Origin of the sequence: Streptomyces camponoticapitis (assembly GCF_014646115.1) — a bacterium.
Lineage (GTDB): Bacteria > Actinomycetota > Actinomycetes > Streptomycetales > Streptomycetaceae > Streptomyces > Streptomyces camponoticapitis.
On the sequence record NZ_BMMV01000002.1, the window covers coordinates 273,598 to 290,185 of the forward strand.

General features: G+C 70.1%; 10 protein-coding genes. 7 read left to right on the top strand and 3 right to left on the bottom strand.

The features are described from left to right. Positions 1-2 precede the first annotated feature (2 nt). Both IEY79_RS03915 and IEY79_RS03920 read left to right on the top strand, forming a co-directional pair. Entirely contained in the window at positions 3-1,589 is a 1,587-nt protein-coding gene (locus tag IEY79_RS03915; protein WP_189105846.1) for an AbgT family transporter, read from the top strand. Positions 1,590-1,795: 206 nt separating this feature from the next. Then, positions 1,796-4,036 (top strand): ATP-binding protein, encoded by a 2,241-nt coding sequence (locus IEY79_RS03920; RefSeq protein ID WP_229700607.1) that lies wholly within the window; start codon positions 1,796-1,798, stop codon positions 4,034-4,036. A 105-nt stretch (positions 4,037-4,141) separates the two neighbouring features. Here IEY79_RS03920 and fusA read toward each other — a convergent pair whose 3' ends face one another. Then, positions 4,142-6,247, bottom strand: a complete 2,106-nt coding sequence (gene fusA, locus IEY79_RS03925) for an elongation factor G (protein ID WP_229700608.1) — start codon at positions 6,245-6,247, stop codon at positions 4,142-4,144. Between the two features lie 478 nt (positions 6,248-6,725). Between fusA and IEY79_RS03930 the strand changes: the two genes are divergently transcribed. Continuing rightward, complete coding sequence (locus tag IEY79_RS03930; RefSeq protein WP_189105847.1) at positions 6,726-7,007, top strand: hypothetical protein; 282 nt, start codon at positions 6,726-6,728, stop codon at positions 7,005-7,007. A 246-nt stretch (positions 7,008-7,253) separates the two neighbouring features. Beyond that, positions 7,254-8,939, top strand: a complete 1,686-nt coding sequence (locus IEY79_RS03935) for a glycoside hydrolase family 99 protein (RefSeq protein ID WP_229700609.1) — start codon at positions 7,254-7,256, stop codon at positions 8,937-8,939. Between the two features lie 83 nt (positions 8,940-9,022). Here the strand turns inward: IEY79_RS03935 and IEY79_RS03940 are convergent, their stop codons facing one another. Together IEY79_RS03940 and IEY79_RS03945 are read right to left on the bottom strand one after the other, a co-directional pair. Beyond that, positions 9,023-12,040, bottom strand: coding sequence for a 3-keto-alpha-glucoside-1,2-lyase-like domain-containing protein (locus IEY79_RS03940; protein WP_189105849.1), 3,018 nt, complete (start codon positions 12,038-12,040; stop codon positions 9,023-9,025). Between the two features lie 327 nt (positions 12,041-12,367). Further along, positions 12,368-13,138, bottom strand: a complete 771-nt coding sequence (locus IEY79_RS03945; RefSeq protein WP_189105850.1) for an IclR family transcriptional regulator — start codon at positions 13,136-13,138, stop codon at positions 12,368-12,370. Between the two features lie 161 nt (positions 13,139-13,299). On the opposite strand from IEY79_RS03945, the gene IEY79_RS03950 reads away from it, so the two are divergent. The 3 genes from IEY79_RS03950 to IEY79_RS03960 all read left to right on the top strand — a co-directional run bounded on the left by IEY79_RS03950 (position 13,300) and on the right by IEY79_RS03960 (position 16,583). After that, a complete protein-coding gene (locus tag IEY79_RS03950) occupies positions 13,300-14,463 on the top strand; it encodes a mandelate racemase/muconate lactonizing enzyme family protein (protein ID WP_189105851.1) in 1,164 nt (387 codons plus the stop codon). Beyond that, positions 14,460-15,470, top strand: a complete 1,011-nt coding sequence (locus IEY79_RS03955; protein ID WP_189105852.1) for a zinc-dependent alcohol dehydrogenase — start codon at positions 14,460-14,462, stop codon at positions 15,468-15,470. The genes IEY79_RS03950 and IEY79_RS03955 overlap by 4 nt, the downstream gene beginning before the upstream one ends. 144 nt (positions 15,471-15,614) lie before the next feature. After that, positions 15,615-16,583: a hypothetical protein gene (locus IEY79_RS03960; RefSeq protein ID WP_189105853.1), complete on the top strand. Its 969-nt coding sequence runs from the start codon at positions 15,615-15,617 to the stop codon at positions 16,581-16,583. Positions 16,584-16,588: the final 5 nt, after the last annotated feature.

The window sequence follows — 16,588 nt, forward strand, 5'->3', positions numbered from 1 at the left end:
TCATGAGTACTCAGAACCCCGCACCACCAGGTACCCCGGGTACCCCCGGCACACCGGGCGAGACCCCCGCCGAGCCCCGGCTGCCGCTGATCATCCGTGCCATGGGCGTCATCGAACGCGCGGGCAACGCCCTTCCCCACCCCTTCTGGCTGTTCTGGATCCTGTCCGGGATCCTCGCCGTCGTCAGCGCCGTACTCGCGGCGGCGGAGGTCTCCGTCGTCTCCCCGGCGGACGACAAGACGGTCGTCGTACAGAACCTGCTCAGCGGCGACGGGCTCGCCATGGCGGTCTCGACGATGATCGAGAACTTCGCCACGTTCCCGCCCATGGCGACCATCGTCGTCGTCATCATGGGTGTGGCCGTCGCCGAACGCAGCGGATTCCTCGCCGCGTTGATGCGGGTCGGCGTCTCGCGCGTACCGGCTTCATGGGTGGTGTTCGCCGTGGCCTTCGCGGGCACGGTCGCCCATGTCGCCTCCGCTGCGGCCTACATCATCCTCGTGCCGCTCGGTGGTCTGGCCTTCCGCGCGGTGGGCCGTTCGCCGATCCTCGGCATCGTGGTCGCGTACACCGCGATCGCCTCCGGGTACGACGCCAGTCCGCTGCCCACCCCCAACGACGCCATCTTCGCGGGCATCACCACGGCCGCCGCGCAGATCGTCGGCGGGGACGACGCGTACGTGTCGCCGTTGAGCAACTGGTTCTTCAACATAGCCTCCTCGTTCCTGCTCGCCGTCGTGATCACGCTGGTGACCAAGTACGTGCTCAGCAAGCGGCCCGACCTGGACGCCGATCCCGACGCCGACCTGGACGACCTGGGCCAGCTCACGCTCAGCGACCGGGAACGCTCCGCGCTGCGCCGCGCCGTGTGCACGCTGCTCGCGGCCGTCGTGGTCCTGACGGCGGCGCTTCTGCCGGCCTCGTCCCCGCTGCGGGGAGACGGCGGAAGCATCGTCGAATCGCCCTTCCTGGACGGCATCGCGGCCGTCGTCGCGTTCCTCTTCGGTCTGGTGGGCATCGTCTACGGTTTGCGCTCCGGCTCGATCAAGAAGGCCGCCGACGTACCGAGGCTGATGGCCGAGGGCATCAAGCAGATGGCGCCCGTGCTGGTGCTCTTCTTCGCGATCGCCCAGTTCCTGGCGTACTTCGACTGGACCCACATAGGCGACGTGCTCGCGGTCAGGGCGGCCGAGGCGCTCGAATCCAGCGGACTGCCGATCGTGGTCGTCTTCCTGCTGGTCCTGCTCCTGCTGACGCTGGTGAACGTGATGGTGACCAGCGGCTCGGCGATGTGGGCGCTGGCCGCGCCGGTGCTCGTCCCGATGCTGATGCTGGTGAGCGTGCCGGCGGAGACGACGCAGGCGCTGTTCCGGATCGCGGACTCCGGCTCCACGGCCATCACACCGATGAGTCCGTACTTCATCATGGCGCTCGGCTTCCTCCAGCGGTACCGCAAGAGCGCGGGCATCGGCACGCTCGCCTCGTACACACTGCCGCTCGCCGTCGCGATGACCGTGGCCTGGACGCTGCTGTTCCTGGCGTGGTGGGCGCTCGGCATACCGCTGGGTCCGGGTGCGCCGGTGCGCTGATCGGACCGACAAAGGCGGCCCGTACGATGACACATGAAACGAACCACTCGGTATCCTTTTGAAGCTCCGAACTTAGGTTCTGAGTGGATTTGTCCCCCGAGAATCGACTATGGATCTCCAGTTCCCGCCCTTTGACAAAACGGCTGGACGGTTTGTATTGTTCGAGGCCATTGGTCGATGGCGACAGGCAGGGCTGGGGGGCCACGATGCGTTTCAGTGTTCTGGGGCCGTTGGAAGTCACGGCCGGTGAACGGACCGTCGAACTGGTGGGCGTGAAGCAGCGAGCGGCTCTCGGCTACTTGCTGCTTCACGCCAACCAGATCGTGCCGATCAGTCGGTTGCTCGGAGCCATGTGGAGTGTCGGCGAGGCTCCGGCGACCTCACGGAAGATCCTGCAGAACGCGGTGTGGGGGCTGCGCCGCGCACTGGCGGCGGACAGCCATCCCCGTTCCCCGGCAATGCTGTTGACCCGGGCGCCGGGCTATCAGATCCGTGTCGAGCCCGACCATGTCGACCTGTATCTGTACGACCGCTGGGTGAAGGACGGCCGGAACGCGCTCGCGGCCGGAGATCCCGCGCTGTCCGCCGCTTCGCTCCGCAAGGCCCTGGCCCTGTGGCGCGGACCCGCGCTCGCCGATGTCGCCGAGACCGGGGCGATGTGGCCGGAGCTGAACTCCCTCCAGAGCGCCCGACTGGACGTGATGGAGGACTACTTCGAGGCGGAACTCGCCTGCGGGCGCCATCTGTCCGTCCTCAGCGCCGTCGAGTCGATGGTCGAGGCCGAACCGCTGCGTGAGCGTGCCTGCGGGCAGTTGATGCGCGCGCTCTACTACTGCGGGCGGCAGGCGGACGCCCTGGGCGTCTACTCCCGGGTGCGTACCGCGCTGGTCGAGGGGCTGGGCCTGGAGCCGGGGCGCGAACTGCGCCTGCTTCAGGAGGCGATCCTCACCCATGACCCCGCGTTGCATGTGCCCGCGCCGCTGCCGGGTGTTCCGCACCGGGCGGCGGCGACATCCGTCCCGGCGTCCGCCTCCGCGCCGGCCGACACCCCGGGGTCTCCGGTTCCGGCCCGACGCGAGCCCGCGCGAGGTGATCAGGGGTCGCCGACCGAACGCCGCAACGTCAGCGTCCTGTTGGTACGCGGACGGCTGGGCAACGAGTTCAGCACCGTGCCCGCCGAGCGCGTCGACGACGTCCTCGAAGGCGTCGCGGCCATGACCCGCGAGAAGATCGAGCAGCACGGGGGAGTGGTTGCCGCCTCGATCGGATCGGTCTGCCTCGGACTCTTCGAGGCGCGCGACGACGAACAGGACGGCGGGCGCGACAGCGCGAGCCGCGCGGTGCGTGCCGCCGTCGCGATACGCGACTCCCTCGTCCCCGCGGCCGCCCCGGCCGGCCCGCCCTGCCCCACCGGAGCGGCGGGGCAGGGCGACCGCACGCGGCCGGCGCTGCGCGGACTCGCCGTGCGCGCCGCCGTCGCCACCGGTGACGCCCTCGTACGCCACCGCTCCGACGACAGCACCACGCCGCTGTCGGTCAACGGGGCTCTGCTGGACGTGTGTCACTCCCTGCTCGCACTGGTCCCTCTCGGCGCCGTCCAGGTCTGCGACAACACCCACCGGGCCACCGTCTCCGAGATCGGCTACCGCCGGATCGCCGGCACCCCCTCCCGCTGGGCCGCCGAGGACACCGCCCGCCCCGCGCGCTCCGACCCCGCGACGGCCGCGCGCCCGGGGCCGGTCACCGAGCACGAGAGCGAACTCGACCTGATGCGCGGCATCCTGGAGCGGACCCGGCGCTGCGAGCTGCCCCATCTCATCACCGTGCTGGGCGAGTCGGACGGCTGCCGGTCCCAGGTGCTGGCCGAGTTCCGTCGCCGGGCGAGCGGCGGCGGGTCCTCGGACGCCGGGCACTTCCTCTACTGGCACACCCCGCCGTCCGTGCCGGACGGGCCCCACGCCCTGCGGAGGGAGATCGTCGCCACCTACTGCGGATTACGGGAGGGAGACTCCCCCCCGACCGTGGACGACAAGCTGTACCACGTCGTCCAGAGCCTCGCGAGGAGCCGGGAGGGCGCCAGGCGCCTGCACATCCGCCTCAACTCCCTTCTCGCGCAGCCCGGTTCGGGACCCCGTGGGAACGGGCGGCGCGAAGTGGAGCAGGACTGGCGGCAGTTCCTCGGCCAGGTCGCCCGCGAGCGGCCTCTCGTGATCGTCATGGACGACCTCCATCTCGCCGGTACCCGGCTGCTGGACCTGGTGGAGAACCTGGCCGGTACGGCGGGTCCCGTACCGCTGCTGACGGTGGCGGCGGCCCGCCCCGAACTGCTGCTGCGCCGCCCGTCCTGGTCCGGCGGCGGTCCCCACACCGCCACGATCACGATCAACGGCTCCCCGGCTCCGGAGCCGGGCATGAACCAACTGCTGGAGTCCCTGCTGGCGACATGAGCCCGGACAGGCGCGGGAGGGTACCCGGCCTCGTACCGCGTCCCCGGGTCTTCCCGGGGCAGGATGGCCCCGCCCGCGTACGGGCGGGGCCACCGCTGTCAGGCGCTACCGGGGCGCGGCCGTCGCGGACGGCGCGCCCGGGGCCGGGGCATAGCCGGTCGGGCGGGCCGTGAAAGTGCCACGGCCCTGCGTACGGCTGCGCAACCGTGTCGCGTAGCCGAACAGTTCGGCCAGCGGCACCGTCGCGGTGACCACGGCCGTACCCGCCCGCGCCGTCGAGCCCGACACCCGGCCGCGCCGGGCCGCCAGGTCGCCGAGCACTCCGCCGACGGCGTCGTCGGGGACGGTCACGGTGACCTCGACCACCGGTTCCAGCAGCACCATCGTGCCGGCCCGCAGTGCCTCACGGAGCGCGAGCCGACCGGCCGTACGGAACGCCATCTCCGACGAGTCCTTCGAATGGGTCGCCCCGTCGGTCAGGGTGACCCGCACCCCGGTCACCGGGTGACCGCCGAGCGGACCCTCGGCGAGCGCGTCCCGGCAGCCGGCCTCGACCGCCCGGACGTACTCCTGCGGCACGCGTCCGCCGACCACGGTCGACCGGAACTCGAAGCCGCCCCGGTCGTCCGAGGCCGCCGCCTCCAACGGCTCGGTGTCGAGGACGACATGCGCGAACTGACCGGCGCCGCCGTCCTGCTTGACGTGCCGGTACACCAGCCCCGACACCCCGCGCCCGACCGTCTCCCGGTACGCCACCTGCGGCCGGCCGACTCCGACGTCCAGCCCGTGGGCGCGGCGGATCTTCTCCACCGCCACCTCCAGATGCAGCTCACCCATCCCCGAAAGCACCGTCTGACCGGTCTCGGAATCGGTACGCACGCCCAGCGAGGGATCCTCCTCGACCAGTCGCGCCAGCGCCGTCACCAGCCGGTCGACGTCGGTGCGCCTGCGCGCCTCGACAGCCACGGAGACCACCGGATCGGCGACGGTCGGCGGTTCGAGGACCAGCGGAGCCGACGGCACGCACAGGGTGGCACCCGCACGGGCGGCCTTCACCCCGATCACGGCGACGATGTCCCCGGCGACAGCCCGGTCCACCTCCTCGTGACGGTCGGCCTGGACCCGCAGGATCCGGCTGATCCGCTCGGTACGCCGCGTACCCACGTCCAGCACCGCCTCTCCCTTTCCGACCGTCCCCGAATAGACCCGCAGATACGTCAGGCGGCCGGTGGAGGTCGAGTTGACCTTGAACACCAGCGCCGCGAACGGCCCCGCCGGATCGGCGGCCCGCTCCTGCTCCTCGTCGCCCACCGTGCCGCGCACCGCCGGTACGTCCAGCGGCGACGGCAGATAGGCGACGACCGCCTCAAGCAGCGGCTCGATCCCGCGGTTGCGGTACGCCGAACCGCACAGCACCACGACACCCTCGCCGGTACGGGTCAGGTCCCGCAGCGCGGCGGCCAGCGTCGGCGCGGAGAGCGTCGACTCCGCGCAGAACTCGTCCAGCGCGAGCGGATGCAGTTCCGCGACCGCCTCCTCCAGCAACCGGCGGCGCCGGAGCGCCTCCGCCACCAGGGAGTCGGGCACGGGGCCCTCCTCGTAGGAGTCGGTGCCGCCGCCGGACCAGATCCGGGCGCGCATCCGGAGCAGGTCCACCACACCGGTGAAGCCGTCCTCCGAACCGATCGGCAACTGCACCACCAGCGGCGCCGGATGGAGCCGCCGGCGGATCGACTCGACGGCCGCGTCGAGGTCGGCCCCGGCGCGGTCCAGCTTGTTGACGAACGCGATCCGGGGCACGCCGTACCGGTCAGCCTGCCGCCACACCGACTCGCTCTGCGGCTCGACCCCCGCGACCGCGTCGAACACCGCGACGGCGCCGTCGAGCACGCGCAGCGAACGCTCCACCTCGTCGGCGAAGTCGACGTGGCCCGGCGTGTCGATGAGGTTGATCCGGTGACCGTCCCAGGAGCAGGTCACGGCCGCGGCGAAGATGGTGATGCCACGGTCGCGCTCCTGCGAGTCGAAGTCCGTGACGGTGGTGCCGTCATGGACCTCGCCACGCTTGTGGGTGGTGCCGGTGAGGTAGAGGATCCGCTCGGTGACAGTGGTCTTGCCGGCGTCCACGTGGGCGAGAATGCCCAGGTTCCGGACGGCGGTGAGCGGGTTGGTGAGCGCGCTGGTGTGTTGACGGTGCAGGTCGGTACGCACGGCCCATGGCCTTTCGGGTGATCCAGGGAGAGGGGCGACGCGATTGCCGGACGAAGCATCCCGCCGGAGCGACCCGGCGCGGCAGCTCTCCTCGGGCCCATGCCCAACGAGGTTGCCCAAACGGCGAGTTGACTGGGACTGACGGAGAATCAGGCGTTCGTCACGGACATCCGGGACCGGCCGCGCAGCCGGCGCCGGGCGCCGCGAGACACCAGGATCACCTCGTACCGTGCCGGGGGAACGACAACAGCGGTGCGGTAGCGCACGGCCGGTCTCCCCTCACTGGTCACGGAGCGCGCGCCGCGACGAAGTGCGTGCGGCGCGCGAGTTCGTGGCGAGTGTACTGAGAGAGGTGCGGCGACCGCACCGCTTTTTTCTTCCCGTTGTCCGGCCGCCGGCTCGTCCGGCGCCGGTTCGGCCGAGGCGTCCGTCATCCGGTACGACGGCTGGCGGGGTACTTCGGGGGTAGACGCGGCGTATGGCCACCACCATTCCGGAGTCCGGGACGAGCCGCTATCCGCTGACCGAGGAACAGGCCGGAATGCTGACCTGGGTGCGATGGGTGTACGCGGGCATGGCCGTCCTGGCCGCCGCGCACCTGGCCGCCGCCCTGTGGGCCGGACATCCGGGCGAGGAGACGCTGTGGACCAGCACGATCGGCGTGCTCGCGTTCCCGGTTCTCGTTGTCCTGTCGCACCGTCAGCTGCGCAGTCACCGGGCGGCGTTGGAGGAATCACGCCGACGGCGTGCGCCGAGGTGACGGGCCTGTTCCGCCGAGCCACCCCGGGCGGCGGTTATTTCGCTTCAGTCTTCGGATCATGACGCGGTTCGGTCAATAATTTCCAGTCCTCTGTCTTGCCCGTGGACTGTCGGGTCCCTACGTTGTGGGGGGGCCGCACCGTGCGCCGGGACGTGTACGGCGCCGTCGCGTACCGCGTACTCCGCATGCCGCCGCATGCCGCTCTTCCCCGCACCTCCACACGCAGAGCCGATTGCGAGGAACCCCGTGGCACTTTCCAGACGCACCGTCATCGCGTCCGCGATAGCCGGCGCCGGAGCGGCGGCAGGCCTGGCCGCCCAGACCGGTACCGCACAGGCGGCCGCCTCCCCACCCGGAGACGTCGTCGGCAAGATCACCGTCGGCTACCAGGGCTGGTTCGCCTGCTCGGGCGACGGCGCGCCGATCAACGGCTGGTGGCACTGGTCGCAGAACTGGGGCCAGTCGCCGTCCCCGAGCAACACCGCGATCGTGAGCTGGCCCGATGTACGCGACTACACCCACACCTACCGGACGGCCTACCCGGCGCTCGGCAACGGGCAGCCGGCCTCGCTGTTCTCCTCGTACGACCAGCAGACCGTCGACACGCACTTCTCGTGGATGCAGCAGAACGGCATCGACACCGCGGCCCTTCAGCGGTTCAACCCCAACGGCGGCGAGGGCGCGACCCGCGACGACATGGCGGTGAAGGTACGGAGCGCCGCGGAGAGGTACGGGCGCAAGTACTACATCATGTACGACGCCACCGCCTGGACGAACATGCAGCCGGAGATGAAGGCGGACTGGCTCGCCAAGATGAAGGCGAACACCGAGTCGCCCGCCTACGCACGGCAGAACGGCAAACCGGTCGTCGGCATCTGGGGGTTCGGCTTCAACGAGCCCAACAAGACCTGGTCGGCGGCCGTCTGTCTGGACGTCGTCAACTGGTTCAAGGCGCAGGGGTGTTATGTGATGGGCGGCGTGCCCACGCACTGGCGCAGGGGCATCGAGGACTCACGGCCCGGCTACATGGACGTGTACCTCGCCTTCGACATGATCTCGCCGTGGATGGTCGGCCGGATCGGGGACATCGCGGGAGCCGACAACTTCTACGCCAACGTCAACACACCGGACCAGGCGCACTGCGACGCCAACGGGATCGACTACCAGCCGTGCGTCCTGCCCGGCGACCTCCAGTCGGGCCACCGCGCGCACGGCGACTTCATGTGGCGGCAGTTCTACAACATGTGCCGGATCGGCGTGCAGGGCATCTACATCTCCATGTTCGACGAGTACAACGAGGGCAACCAGATCGCCAAGACCGCCGAGACCTCCGCCCAGGTCCCGGCGGGTTCCGGCATCCGGGCGCTGGACGAGGACGGCACGGCCTGCTCGGCGGACTACTACCTCCGGCTCACCGGCGACGGGGGCCGGATGCTCAAGGGTGAACTGGCCCTGACGCCGACCCGTCCGACACCGCCGGTGGTCGGCGGGGGCGGGCCCAACCCGCCGACGGGCGACCTCGCCCTGAGCAGGGCGGCGAGCGCGAGCAGTCAGACGCAGAGCTACGGGCCGGGCAACGCGGTCGACGGCAACGCCAACAGCTACTGGGAGAGCGCCAACAACGCCTTCCCGCAGTGGATCCAGATCGATCTCGGCTCCGCGCTTCCGGTACGACGGCTCGTGCTGTCGCTGCCGCCGAACCCCGCCTGGGGCGCCCGTACCCAGACGCTGTCCGTCCTCGGCTCGACGAACGGGACGAGCTTCACGACGCTGAGCGCGCCGGCCGCCCGGGTCTTCGACCCGGCGAGCGGGAACACGGCGACGGTCACCCTCGCGTCGGCGGCGTCGGCCCGGTACGTACGGATACAGATCTCCGGCAACACCGGCTGGCCGGCGGGTCAGTTGTCCGGCCTGAGCGTCTACGCGCAGTAGCGACCTGACGAAAGGGCCGGAAAAGCCCTCTCCCTCCGACCGTGACCGGCCGGGGGGAGAGGGCCTGGAGACCGTCGGGCCGACTACGCCGTGGGCTCGATCCAGATGTTGCGGTACCGCACCTTGTTGCCGTGGTCCTGGAGCCGGACGGCTCCATTGGCGGTGGTCTCCGGTGCGCCGTTACCCGTCGGACCGTCGATCGCCACGTCGTCGTGGACGAGTTCGCCGTTCCACACCACGGAGACGCGGGCGTCCTCCGTCTTCTTCCCGTCGGCGCCGAAGCGGGCGGCACGGAACGTGATCTCGTACGTCTGCCAGGTCTCCGGCGCGGTCGAGGCGTTGTGGTCCGCCGCCTTCTTGGTGTAGATCGCCGCCGCCTCGTTGTTCGCGAGCTTCTCGACACCGAACGAGTCCAGGATCTGCACCTCGTACCGCTCCTGGAGATAGACACCGCTGTTCCCGCGGTCCTGGCCGGTCACGTCCGGTGGCAGCTGCGGCACCCGGAACTCGACATGCAGCTTGAAGTCCTTGAACGCCTGCTTGGTGCGGATGTCGCCGCAGCAGACCTCCATCGCTTCCTCGTCGGCCGACGGCCAGCGGACGTCACTGCCGTCGATGTGCTGCCACTGCGACCGGTCCTTCCCGTCGAACAGCGTGATGCGGCTGTCCTTGGGATGGACGGTGATCAGGTCGAGATTGACATGGCCGGTGTCGCCCTCGTCGTACCGGTACGCGATGGTGTTGGCACCGCGGCTCAGCGGCAGCGACTCGGTCACCGTCGACCAGCCGTCCCACTTGCCGGTGCTGGGCAGCGTCACCTGTTTCATCCTGCGGCCGTTGACGTAGACACTCACGGTCTTGTCGCCGACGAACGGGTTCGGGCCGTTGGCGTACCGCAGCCCGACGTCGTACTTGCCCGCCTTGGTCGTCGTCACGTCGAACGTGGTGGTGGCGCCCTGCGTCCCGTAGCTGTCGACGAAGCCGCCGCCCGAGTGTCCCGCGTGCTCGGTGTCGACCCGCGCGCCGCCGGTCAGCGAGGCCTCCTCCGCCTCGTACAGCGTCTTCGGTGCCTCGTCCCCCATCAGCGAGTTGAGGGTGTACCAGGCTTCGGTGCTCCACAGCGTCTCGCCGCCCTCGGCGCTGAACGGCCGCGGCGAGCGTATGTGCACCACACGGTTGGACTTGAGGCCGTCGATCGCGAGGGTGACCTTCTTGCCGTCGGCGGACACCGTGGCCGACCGGACCTTCAGCGTCTCCTCGTCGATCTTCGGACCGCCGTAGTCCGGTGTCGCGGTGTAGTACCACTGCTTGACCTCGTAGCGGTCGACCAGTTCCGCGACCGTCTCGGCCGAGAGCGGCTTGGTGTACTCCAGCTCGAAGCCGCCCGGCTTCGCCCGCATCGCCAGGATGTCGAAGGCCTCTTCGCCGTTCGGCGTCAGCTTCTGGAGGCCGTAGGAGAGTTTGCCCTCCTGGCCCCAGTTGCCGCCGGCGCCGAGACCGCCGGCGTAGATCGCGCCGTCCGGGCCCATGCTGATCCGGTTGACCCCGGCTTCGAGTCCCTGGGTCATCCGGAAGACGGCGCCCTGGTACTCGCCCTTGACCTTCTCCAGGTAGCCGCGCTGAAGGCCGCCGTAGGTGACATCACCGAAGATCATCTGCCCGGCGAACGGTCCCTCCTTCAACAGCAGAGGGGTACTGGGGGAGTTGGCGATCTCGTTCTGCGGCAGCCACAGCACGGGCTTGGTGACCGGCTTGGCGTCGAACGGCCCGGCCGGGTTGGTGTAGTGGTTGAAGAAGCGGTCCTGCTTGATGTGGACCAGCTTCGACGAGGGCAGCCAGCCGCCCTGGTTGTCGGTCACGAAGATGTCGCCCTCGGGGCCCCAGCCGATGCCGTTGGGGGTCCGCAGGCCACCGGCCACGTAACTGACCTCGCCGGTCTCCTTGTTCACCTTGATGGTGGAGCCGCGGTTCCGCGCGGGCTGCGGATCCGTGGTCGCGCCGCCCTGGTTGATCGCGACCGACAGGTTCAGATAGAAGAAGCCGTCCTGGTAGAGCAGCCCGAACGCGAACTCGTGGAAGTTCCCGCCGAACGGCCAGGTCGCGACCTTCCGGTAGGTGTCGGTGACATCGTCGCCGTTCGTGTCCTGGAGCTCCGTCAGCTCGTCCTTCTGCGACACGTACAGGGAGCCGTCGACGTACTTGATGCCCTGCGGCTCCTTGAGGCCCTCGGCGACCTTCTTCGCCTTCACCTTCTCCGGCCCGGTGTCGCCCGTGACATCGCTGAGGAGGTAGACCTCACCCGTCTCGTTGTCCGTGCCGCCCCACGTGGTGACGGCGAGGCGTCCGTCGGGCAGCCAGTCCATGGCGGTGACCTGCGGCTCGAACCCGCTCGGCCGGAGGTCGGTCAGGGTGTATCCGGGGTGCACCCCGTTGAGGGGCAGACCGTCGCCGGGGGAGTCCCTGACGCCCTCGCACTCCTTGCGGCCCGGCGCTGTCACACGTACGACATCGGCGTCCGTGCTGAGAACGGAGTTGGGTACGACGGCGAAGCCGGACGCGCCCGGCGGCTGCCAGGCGAGGGTGACGTTCTGACCGCCGGTGCGGTCGAAGTGCTCGATGCGCAGGGAGTGGTAACCGGCCGTCAGCGTGACCGTGCCGTCCTTCGGTTCGGCGCCGTGCAGACCGTCGTGGTCGATGACGACCTGGTCGTCGATCAGCAGCCGCGAGCCGTCGTCGCTGGTCAGCCGGAAGGCGTACGAACCGTTCTGCGGGACGTCGATGTTGCCGATGGCCTGCGACACGAAGTTGTCGCCGATCCCGCCGAAGTCATCGGTGGACGACCAGTCGATCGTGGGCATCAACTTGTCCACGTTCGGGGTCTGTCCGGGTTTCAGAACGCAGATCTTGTCCAGCGGCACCTGCACGTCGAACACGCGCAGGGTGACCCCCGGTTCCTGCGGCGGCACTTCACGGGTGACGGGATCGGCCGCGACGGGGTCGGCGGCGGTGGCCGGCGTTGTCATGAGGCCGGTGGCGAGGAACGAGACGGCGAGCAGACTGAGCAGACATCTGCGCAGGCGGCGGCCCGGTCTTTGATCCATTCTTCCTCCTGGCACTTCGCGCACCGGGAGGAAAGAACACCCACGCCCCTGGGCGGAGTTCACCGCGGGCAAGCCCTTCGAACCGGATACGGAGGTCTGGCAACGGATGCGGATGCGGATTCGGACATGGCGTTCTGTCGGTTCAACGGCTCGACCGATGACCTGTCATGTACGCCGCCGGTCGACGTCGAGCGAAAGACTAGAGACTTCTGTCGGGAGCGTCCATACTTTGTCACGCACGAGTGGAAAGTCCTCGGGAGCGGCCCGCGGGCCACCCCACCGCCCACACCCCGGCCTCCCCGCCCGGCAAGATCCAAACGACGGACCCTAGCTCGCCGGCCGGTGTCCCAGCCGTACCGACAGCGCCTCCGCGCCCTTCGCGGCCAGTTGGGCCAGCTCCTCCTCGCGCGTCTCGGTCCAGCGGATCATCGGGACGGAGATCGAGAGCGCGGCCACGACCTGTCCCCGCCGGTCGCGGACCGGAGCGGCCACACAGCTCACGTCCGAGTTGGACTCCCGGTGCTCCACCGCGATACCGCGCCGTCTGATGCCGGCGAGCGCCGTCCGCAGCGCGGCCGGGTCGGTGATGCTGTTGGCGGTCATGGCGGTGAGCTCCGCGCCGGTGAGCCGGGCGTCGAGCTCCGGCTCCGGGAGTGAGGCCAGCAGCATCTTGCCGACCGACGTGCAGTGCGCGGGCAGCCGGCGGCCCGCGGCGGACACCATCCGGACCGTGTGGGTGGAGTCCACCTTCGCGATGTAGATGACGTCGAGGTCTTCGAGGATCGCGACATGCACGGTCTCGTCGCAGGTCTCCGCGATGTCCGTGGCGATCTGCCGGCCTTCGGCCGCGAGGTCGAGCTGCTCCGCGTACCGGCTGCCGAGCTGATAGGCGCGTACGCCGAGGCGGTAGCGGCCGGGCTGCTCCGGGATCGCCTCCAGATACGAGCGGGCGGCGAGGGTGGTGAGCAGTTCGTGCACGGTGGTGCGCGGCAGCCCCAGCCGCCGGATGACATCGGGCGCGGAGAGCTTCCCGTCACCCTCCAGGAACAGTTCGAGAATGTCGAACGCCCGCGTCACCGCGGGGACCAGCCGTCCCATGTCCGCCCCACCCTTAGGTTCGATATTCCGGCCATTGATCGGAATGACGAACAAAGGCTAACGGCTGCACGCCCCATTGACACCCCCCGTCCAGCTGTTTACGGTCACGCCAGCATTTCGAACGCATGACGAAATATCGAACAACCTCTAGGGGTAGCGCAGTGCGCATCACGGGAATCAGCACCCATGTCGTCGGCACACCCTGGCGCAATCTCACCTACGTCCTGGTCCACACCGACGAGGGGCTGACCGGCGTCGGCGAGACGCGGATGCTCGGCAGGACCGACGCGCTCGTGGGGTACTTGCGCGAGGCCGAGACCAATCACATCGCGGGATCCGACCCGTTCGCGGTCGAGGACCTGGTCCGCCGGATGAAGTACGGCGACTACGGGCGAGCCGGCGAGATCGTCATGTCGGGCATCGCCGTGGTGGAGATGGCCTGTTGGGACATCAAGGGCAAGGCGCTCGGCGTCCCGGTGTGGCAGCTGCTCGGCGGAAAGGTCACCGACCGCGTCAAGGCGTACGCGAACGGCTGGTACACCACCGAACGCACCCCGGAGGCGTACCACCAGGCCGCCGAAGCGGTCGTGGCCCGCGGCTACCGCGCCCTGAAGATCGACCCGTTCGGCACCGGCCACTTCGAGCTGGACCCGGCCGGCACCCGCTACGCGGTGTCGCTGATCGAGGCCGTGCGGGACGCCATCGGCCCCGACACCGAGCTGATGCTGGAGATGCACGGACGGTTCAGCCCCGCGACCGCGGTGCGGCTGGCGCGCGAACTCGCGCCGTACGATCCGGCGTGGCTGGAGGAGCCCGTACCGCCGGAGAATCTTCAGGCACTGAGCAAGGTCGCCGGGAAGGTGGACATCCCCGTCGCGACCGGCGAACGCATCCACGACCGCATCGAGTTCCGGGAGCTGTTCGCCTCGCAGGCCGCCGACATCATCCAGCCGGACGTCGGCCACCTCGGCGGCATCCTGGAGACGCGCAAGCTCGCCGCCACCGCCGAGACGCACTACGTGCTGGTGGCCCCGCACAACGTCGGCGGGTCCGTGCTGACCGCCGCCAGTCTCCAACTGGCCGCCTGTACGCCCAACTTCAAGATCCTTGAGCACTTCAACGACTTCGCCGACGCGGAGATCAAGAAGATCGTCACGGGTGCGCCCGAGGTCGACCCGGAGACCGGCTGCTTCGAAATCTCGCACGCGCCGGGACTCGGTGTGGAGTTCGACGCCGACGCGGCCGCCGAATTCCCGCAGCAGCAGGCCCGGTTCGACCTCTGGGCCGAGGGCTGGGAGAAGCGCGACCCCAAGGCGTCCCGATGAGCCGGGCCGTCGTCGTCGACCGACCGGGCGTCCACCGGCTCGTCGAGGGCGAGCCGCCCGTCCCCGGAGCAGGGGAGGCGCTGGTGAGGGTCGCGGCCGCCGGGATCTGTCTGAGCGACCGCGAGGTGTACCACGGCCGCCGCGACCCCGGTTACGTCCGCTACCCGGTCACCCCCGGCCACGAATGGTCCGGCACCGTCGAGGCCGTCGGCGGGGGAGTCGATCCGGCGCTCGTCGGCAGGCGCACCGTCGCGGAGGGCTTCCGTACCTGCGGCGTCTGCGAACGGTGCCGCGCCGGCGACACATCGCTGTGCACCGGTGGCTACGACGAGACGGGCTTCACCCGGCCGGGTGCGTTCGCCGACCATGTCGTCGTACCCGGCCGCCTGTTGCACCCCCTGGCCGACGACGCAGATCTGCGGGCCGCCGCCCTCCTGGAGCCGGCCGCCGTGGTCGCCGGAGCCGTACGGGCCGGCGCCCCGGAGCCCGGCGAGCGGATCGCCGTCGTGGGCGCCGGAACGCTCGGACTGCTCGCGGTCCAGTTCCTCGCCGCGTACGGCCCCCGCGAGCTGACGGTGATCGAACCGCGCGCCCGACGCGCCGCCCTCGCGTCCACGTTCGGCGCACACGACGTACTCACGCCAAAGGAGGCCGACGGCCGCCCGGGCCATTACGACCTCGTCGTCGAGACGGCGGGCGCGCCCACCACCGCTGCCTCGTCCTGCCTGCTGGCACGGCGTGGCGGCCGGGTCGTACTCACCGGCATGTTCACTGCCGGCGCGACCGGGATCGACCCCGTCCACCTCTCACTGAGCCAGCTGACCGTTCGCAGCGTCTTCGGCGCCCCGTCGGCCGCCTGGTCCTTCGCCGTACGCGCTTTCACGGCGGGCCTGCTCGACCCCGGGCCGCTCATCACCCACGAGTTCCCGCTGGAGCGGTACGCCGAGGCCGTCGAACTCGTCGGCGGCGGCGACCCCGGCACGGGGAAGGTGCTGCTGCGCCCCTGACCGGCCCGGTGGGGCGTTCCACGACCGCCTCCCGCCGCGCGAACCGAACGTAGTTCGGAATATCGAACAGACCTCGACACGCGTCAACTCCCCTGAACGCAAGCACCGCCGAGCACCACAGGCAGCGACCGAAGGACATGTCCGTTGACCGACATACCAGCCCCCGGCACCCGCCGCCGCCCCGGTGAGCGGGCCCTCGCCGCCCTCGGCCTGGCCGCACCCGAAGACCACCCCGCGGACACGTCGCCGCACACCTTCCCCGACGGCGGCACCTGGCGCACCGAGATCCCCTCCGTCGAAGGCCCCGAAGCCCTCACCGAGGTCCTCAAGGAATCCGCCCGCCTCGACGTGCCCGTCCACCGGATCAGTCAGGGCAGCGGCGTCTGGATGCTCACCGACGACGAGATCACCGAGATGGTCGGCGCCTGCGCGGACCGCGACATCGAACTGTGTCTGTTCACCGGCCCACGCGGCACCTGGGACACCGGCGCGGCCACCCGCACCGACTCCGGTGGCGCCGGTCTGCGTGCCCGTGGCCGGGACGCCGTCGCCGGCTGTGTCGAAGACGCCCTGCGCGCGGCCGAGCTGGGCGTCAAATGCCTGCTCGTCGCCGACGAGGGGGTGCTCTGGTCGCTGCACCGGCTGCGGGCGCGAGGCGACCTGCCCGCCGACACGACCCTCAAGGTGTCGGCGCTCATCGGGCCGGTCAACCCCGCCTCGTACGCGGTCTACGAACGACTGGGCGCCGACTCCCTCAACATCCCCTCCGATCTCGCGCTCGCCCACTTCACCGAGATCCGCGGCGCCAGCCGGGCCCCGCTGGACCTCTACATCGAGGCACCCGACGACCTCGGCGGCTACGTCCGGATGTACGAGACCGCCGAACTGATCCGCCGCGGCGCGCCCCTTTACCTCAAGTTCGGCCTCTCCAAGGCGCCCGGCATCTACCCGTACGGCGCCCATCTGCGCGAACTCACCCTGGCCACCGCCCGCGAACGCGTACGGCGCGGCCGGCTCGTGCTCGACCTGCTCGCCCGGCACGGCGCCGACGGCGGCATGTCACCGCTCGGCTCCCGTCTCCCCGGACCCCTCAACCGTTTCCCGCTCTCCTAAGGACA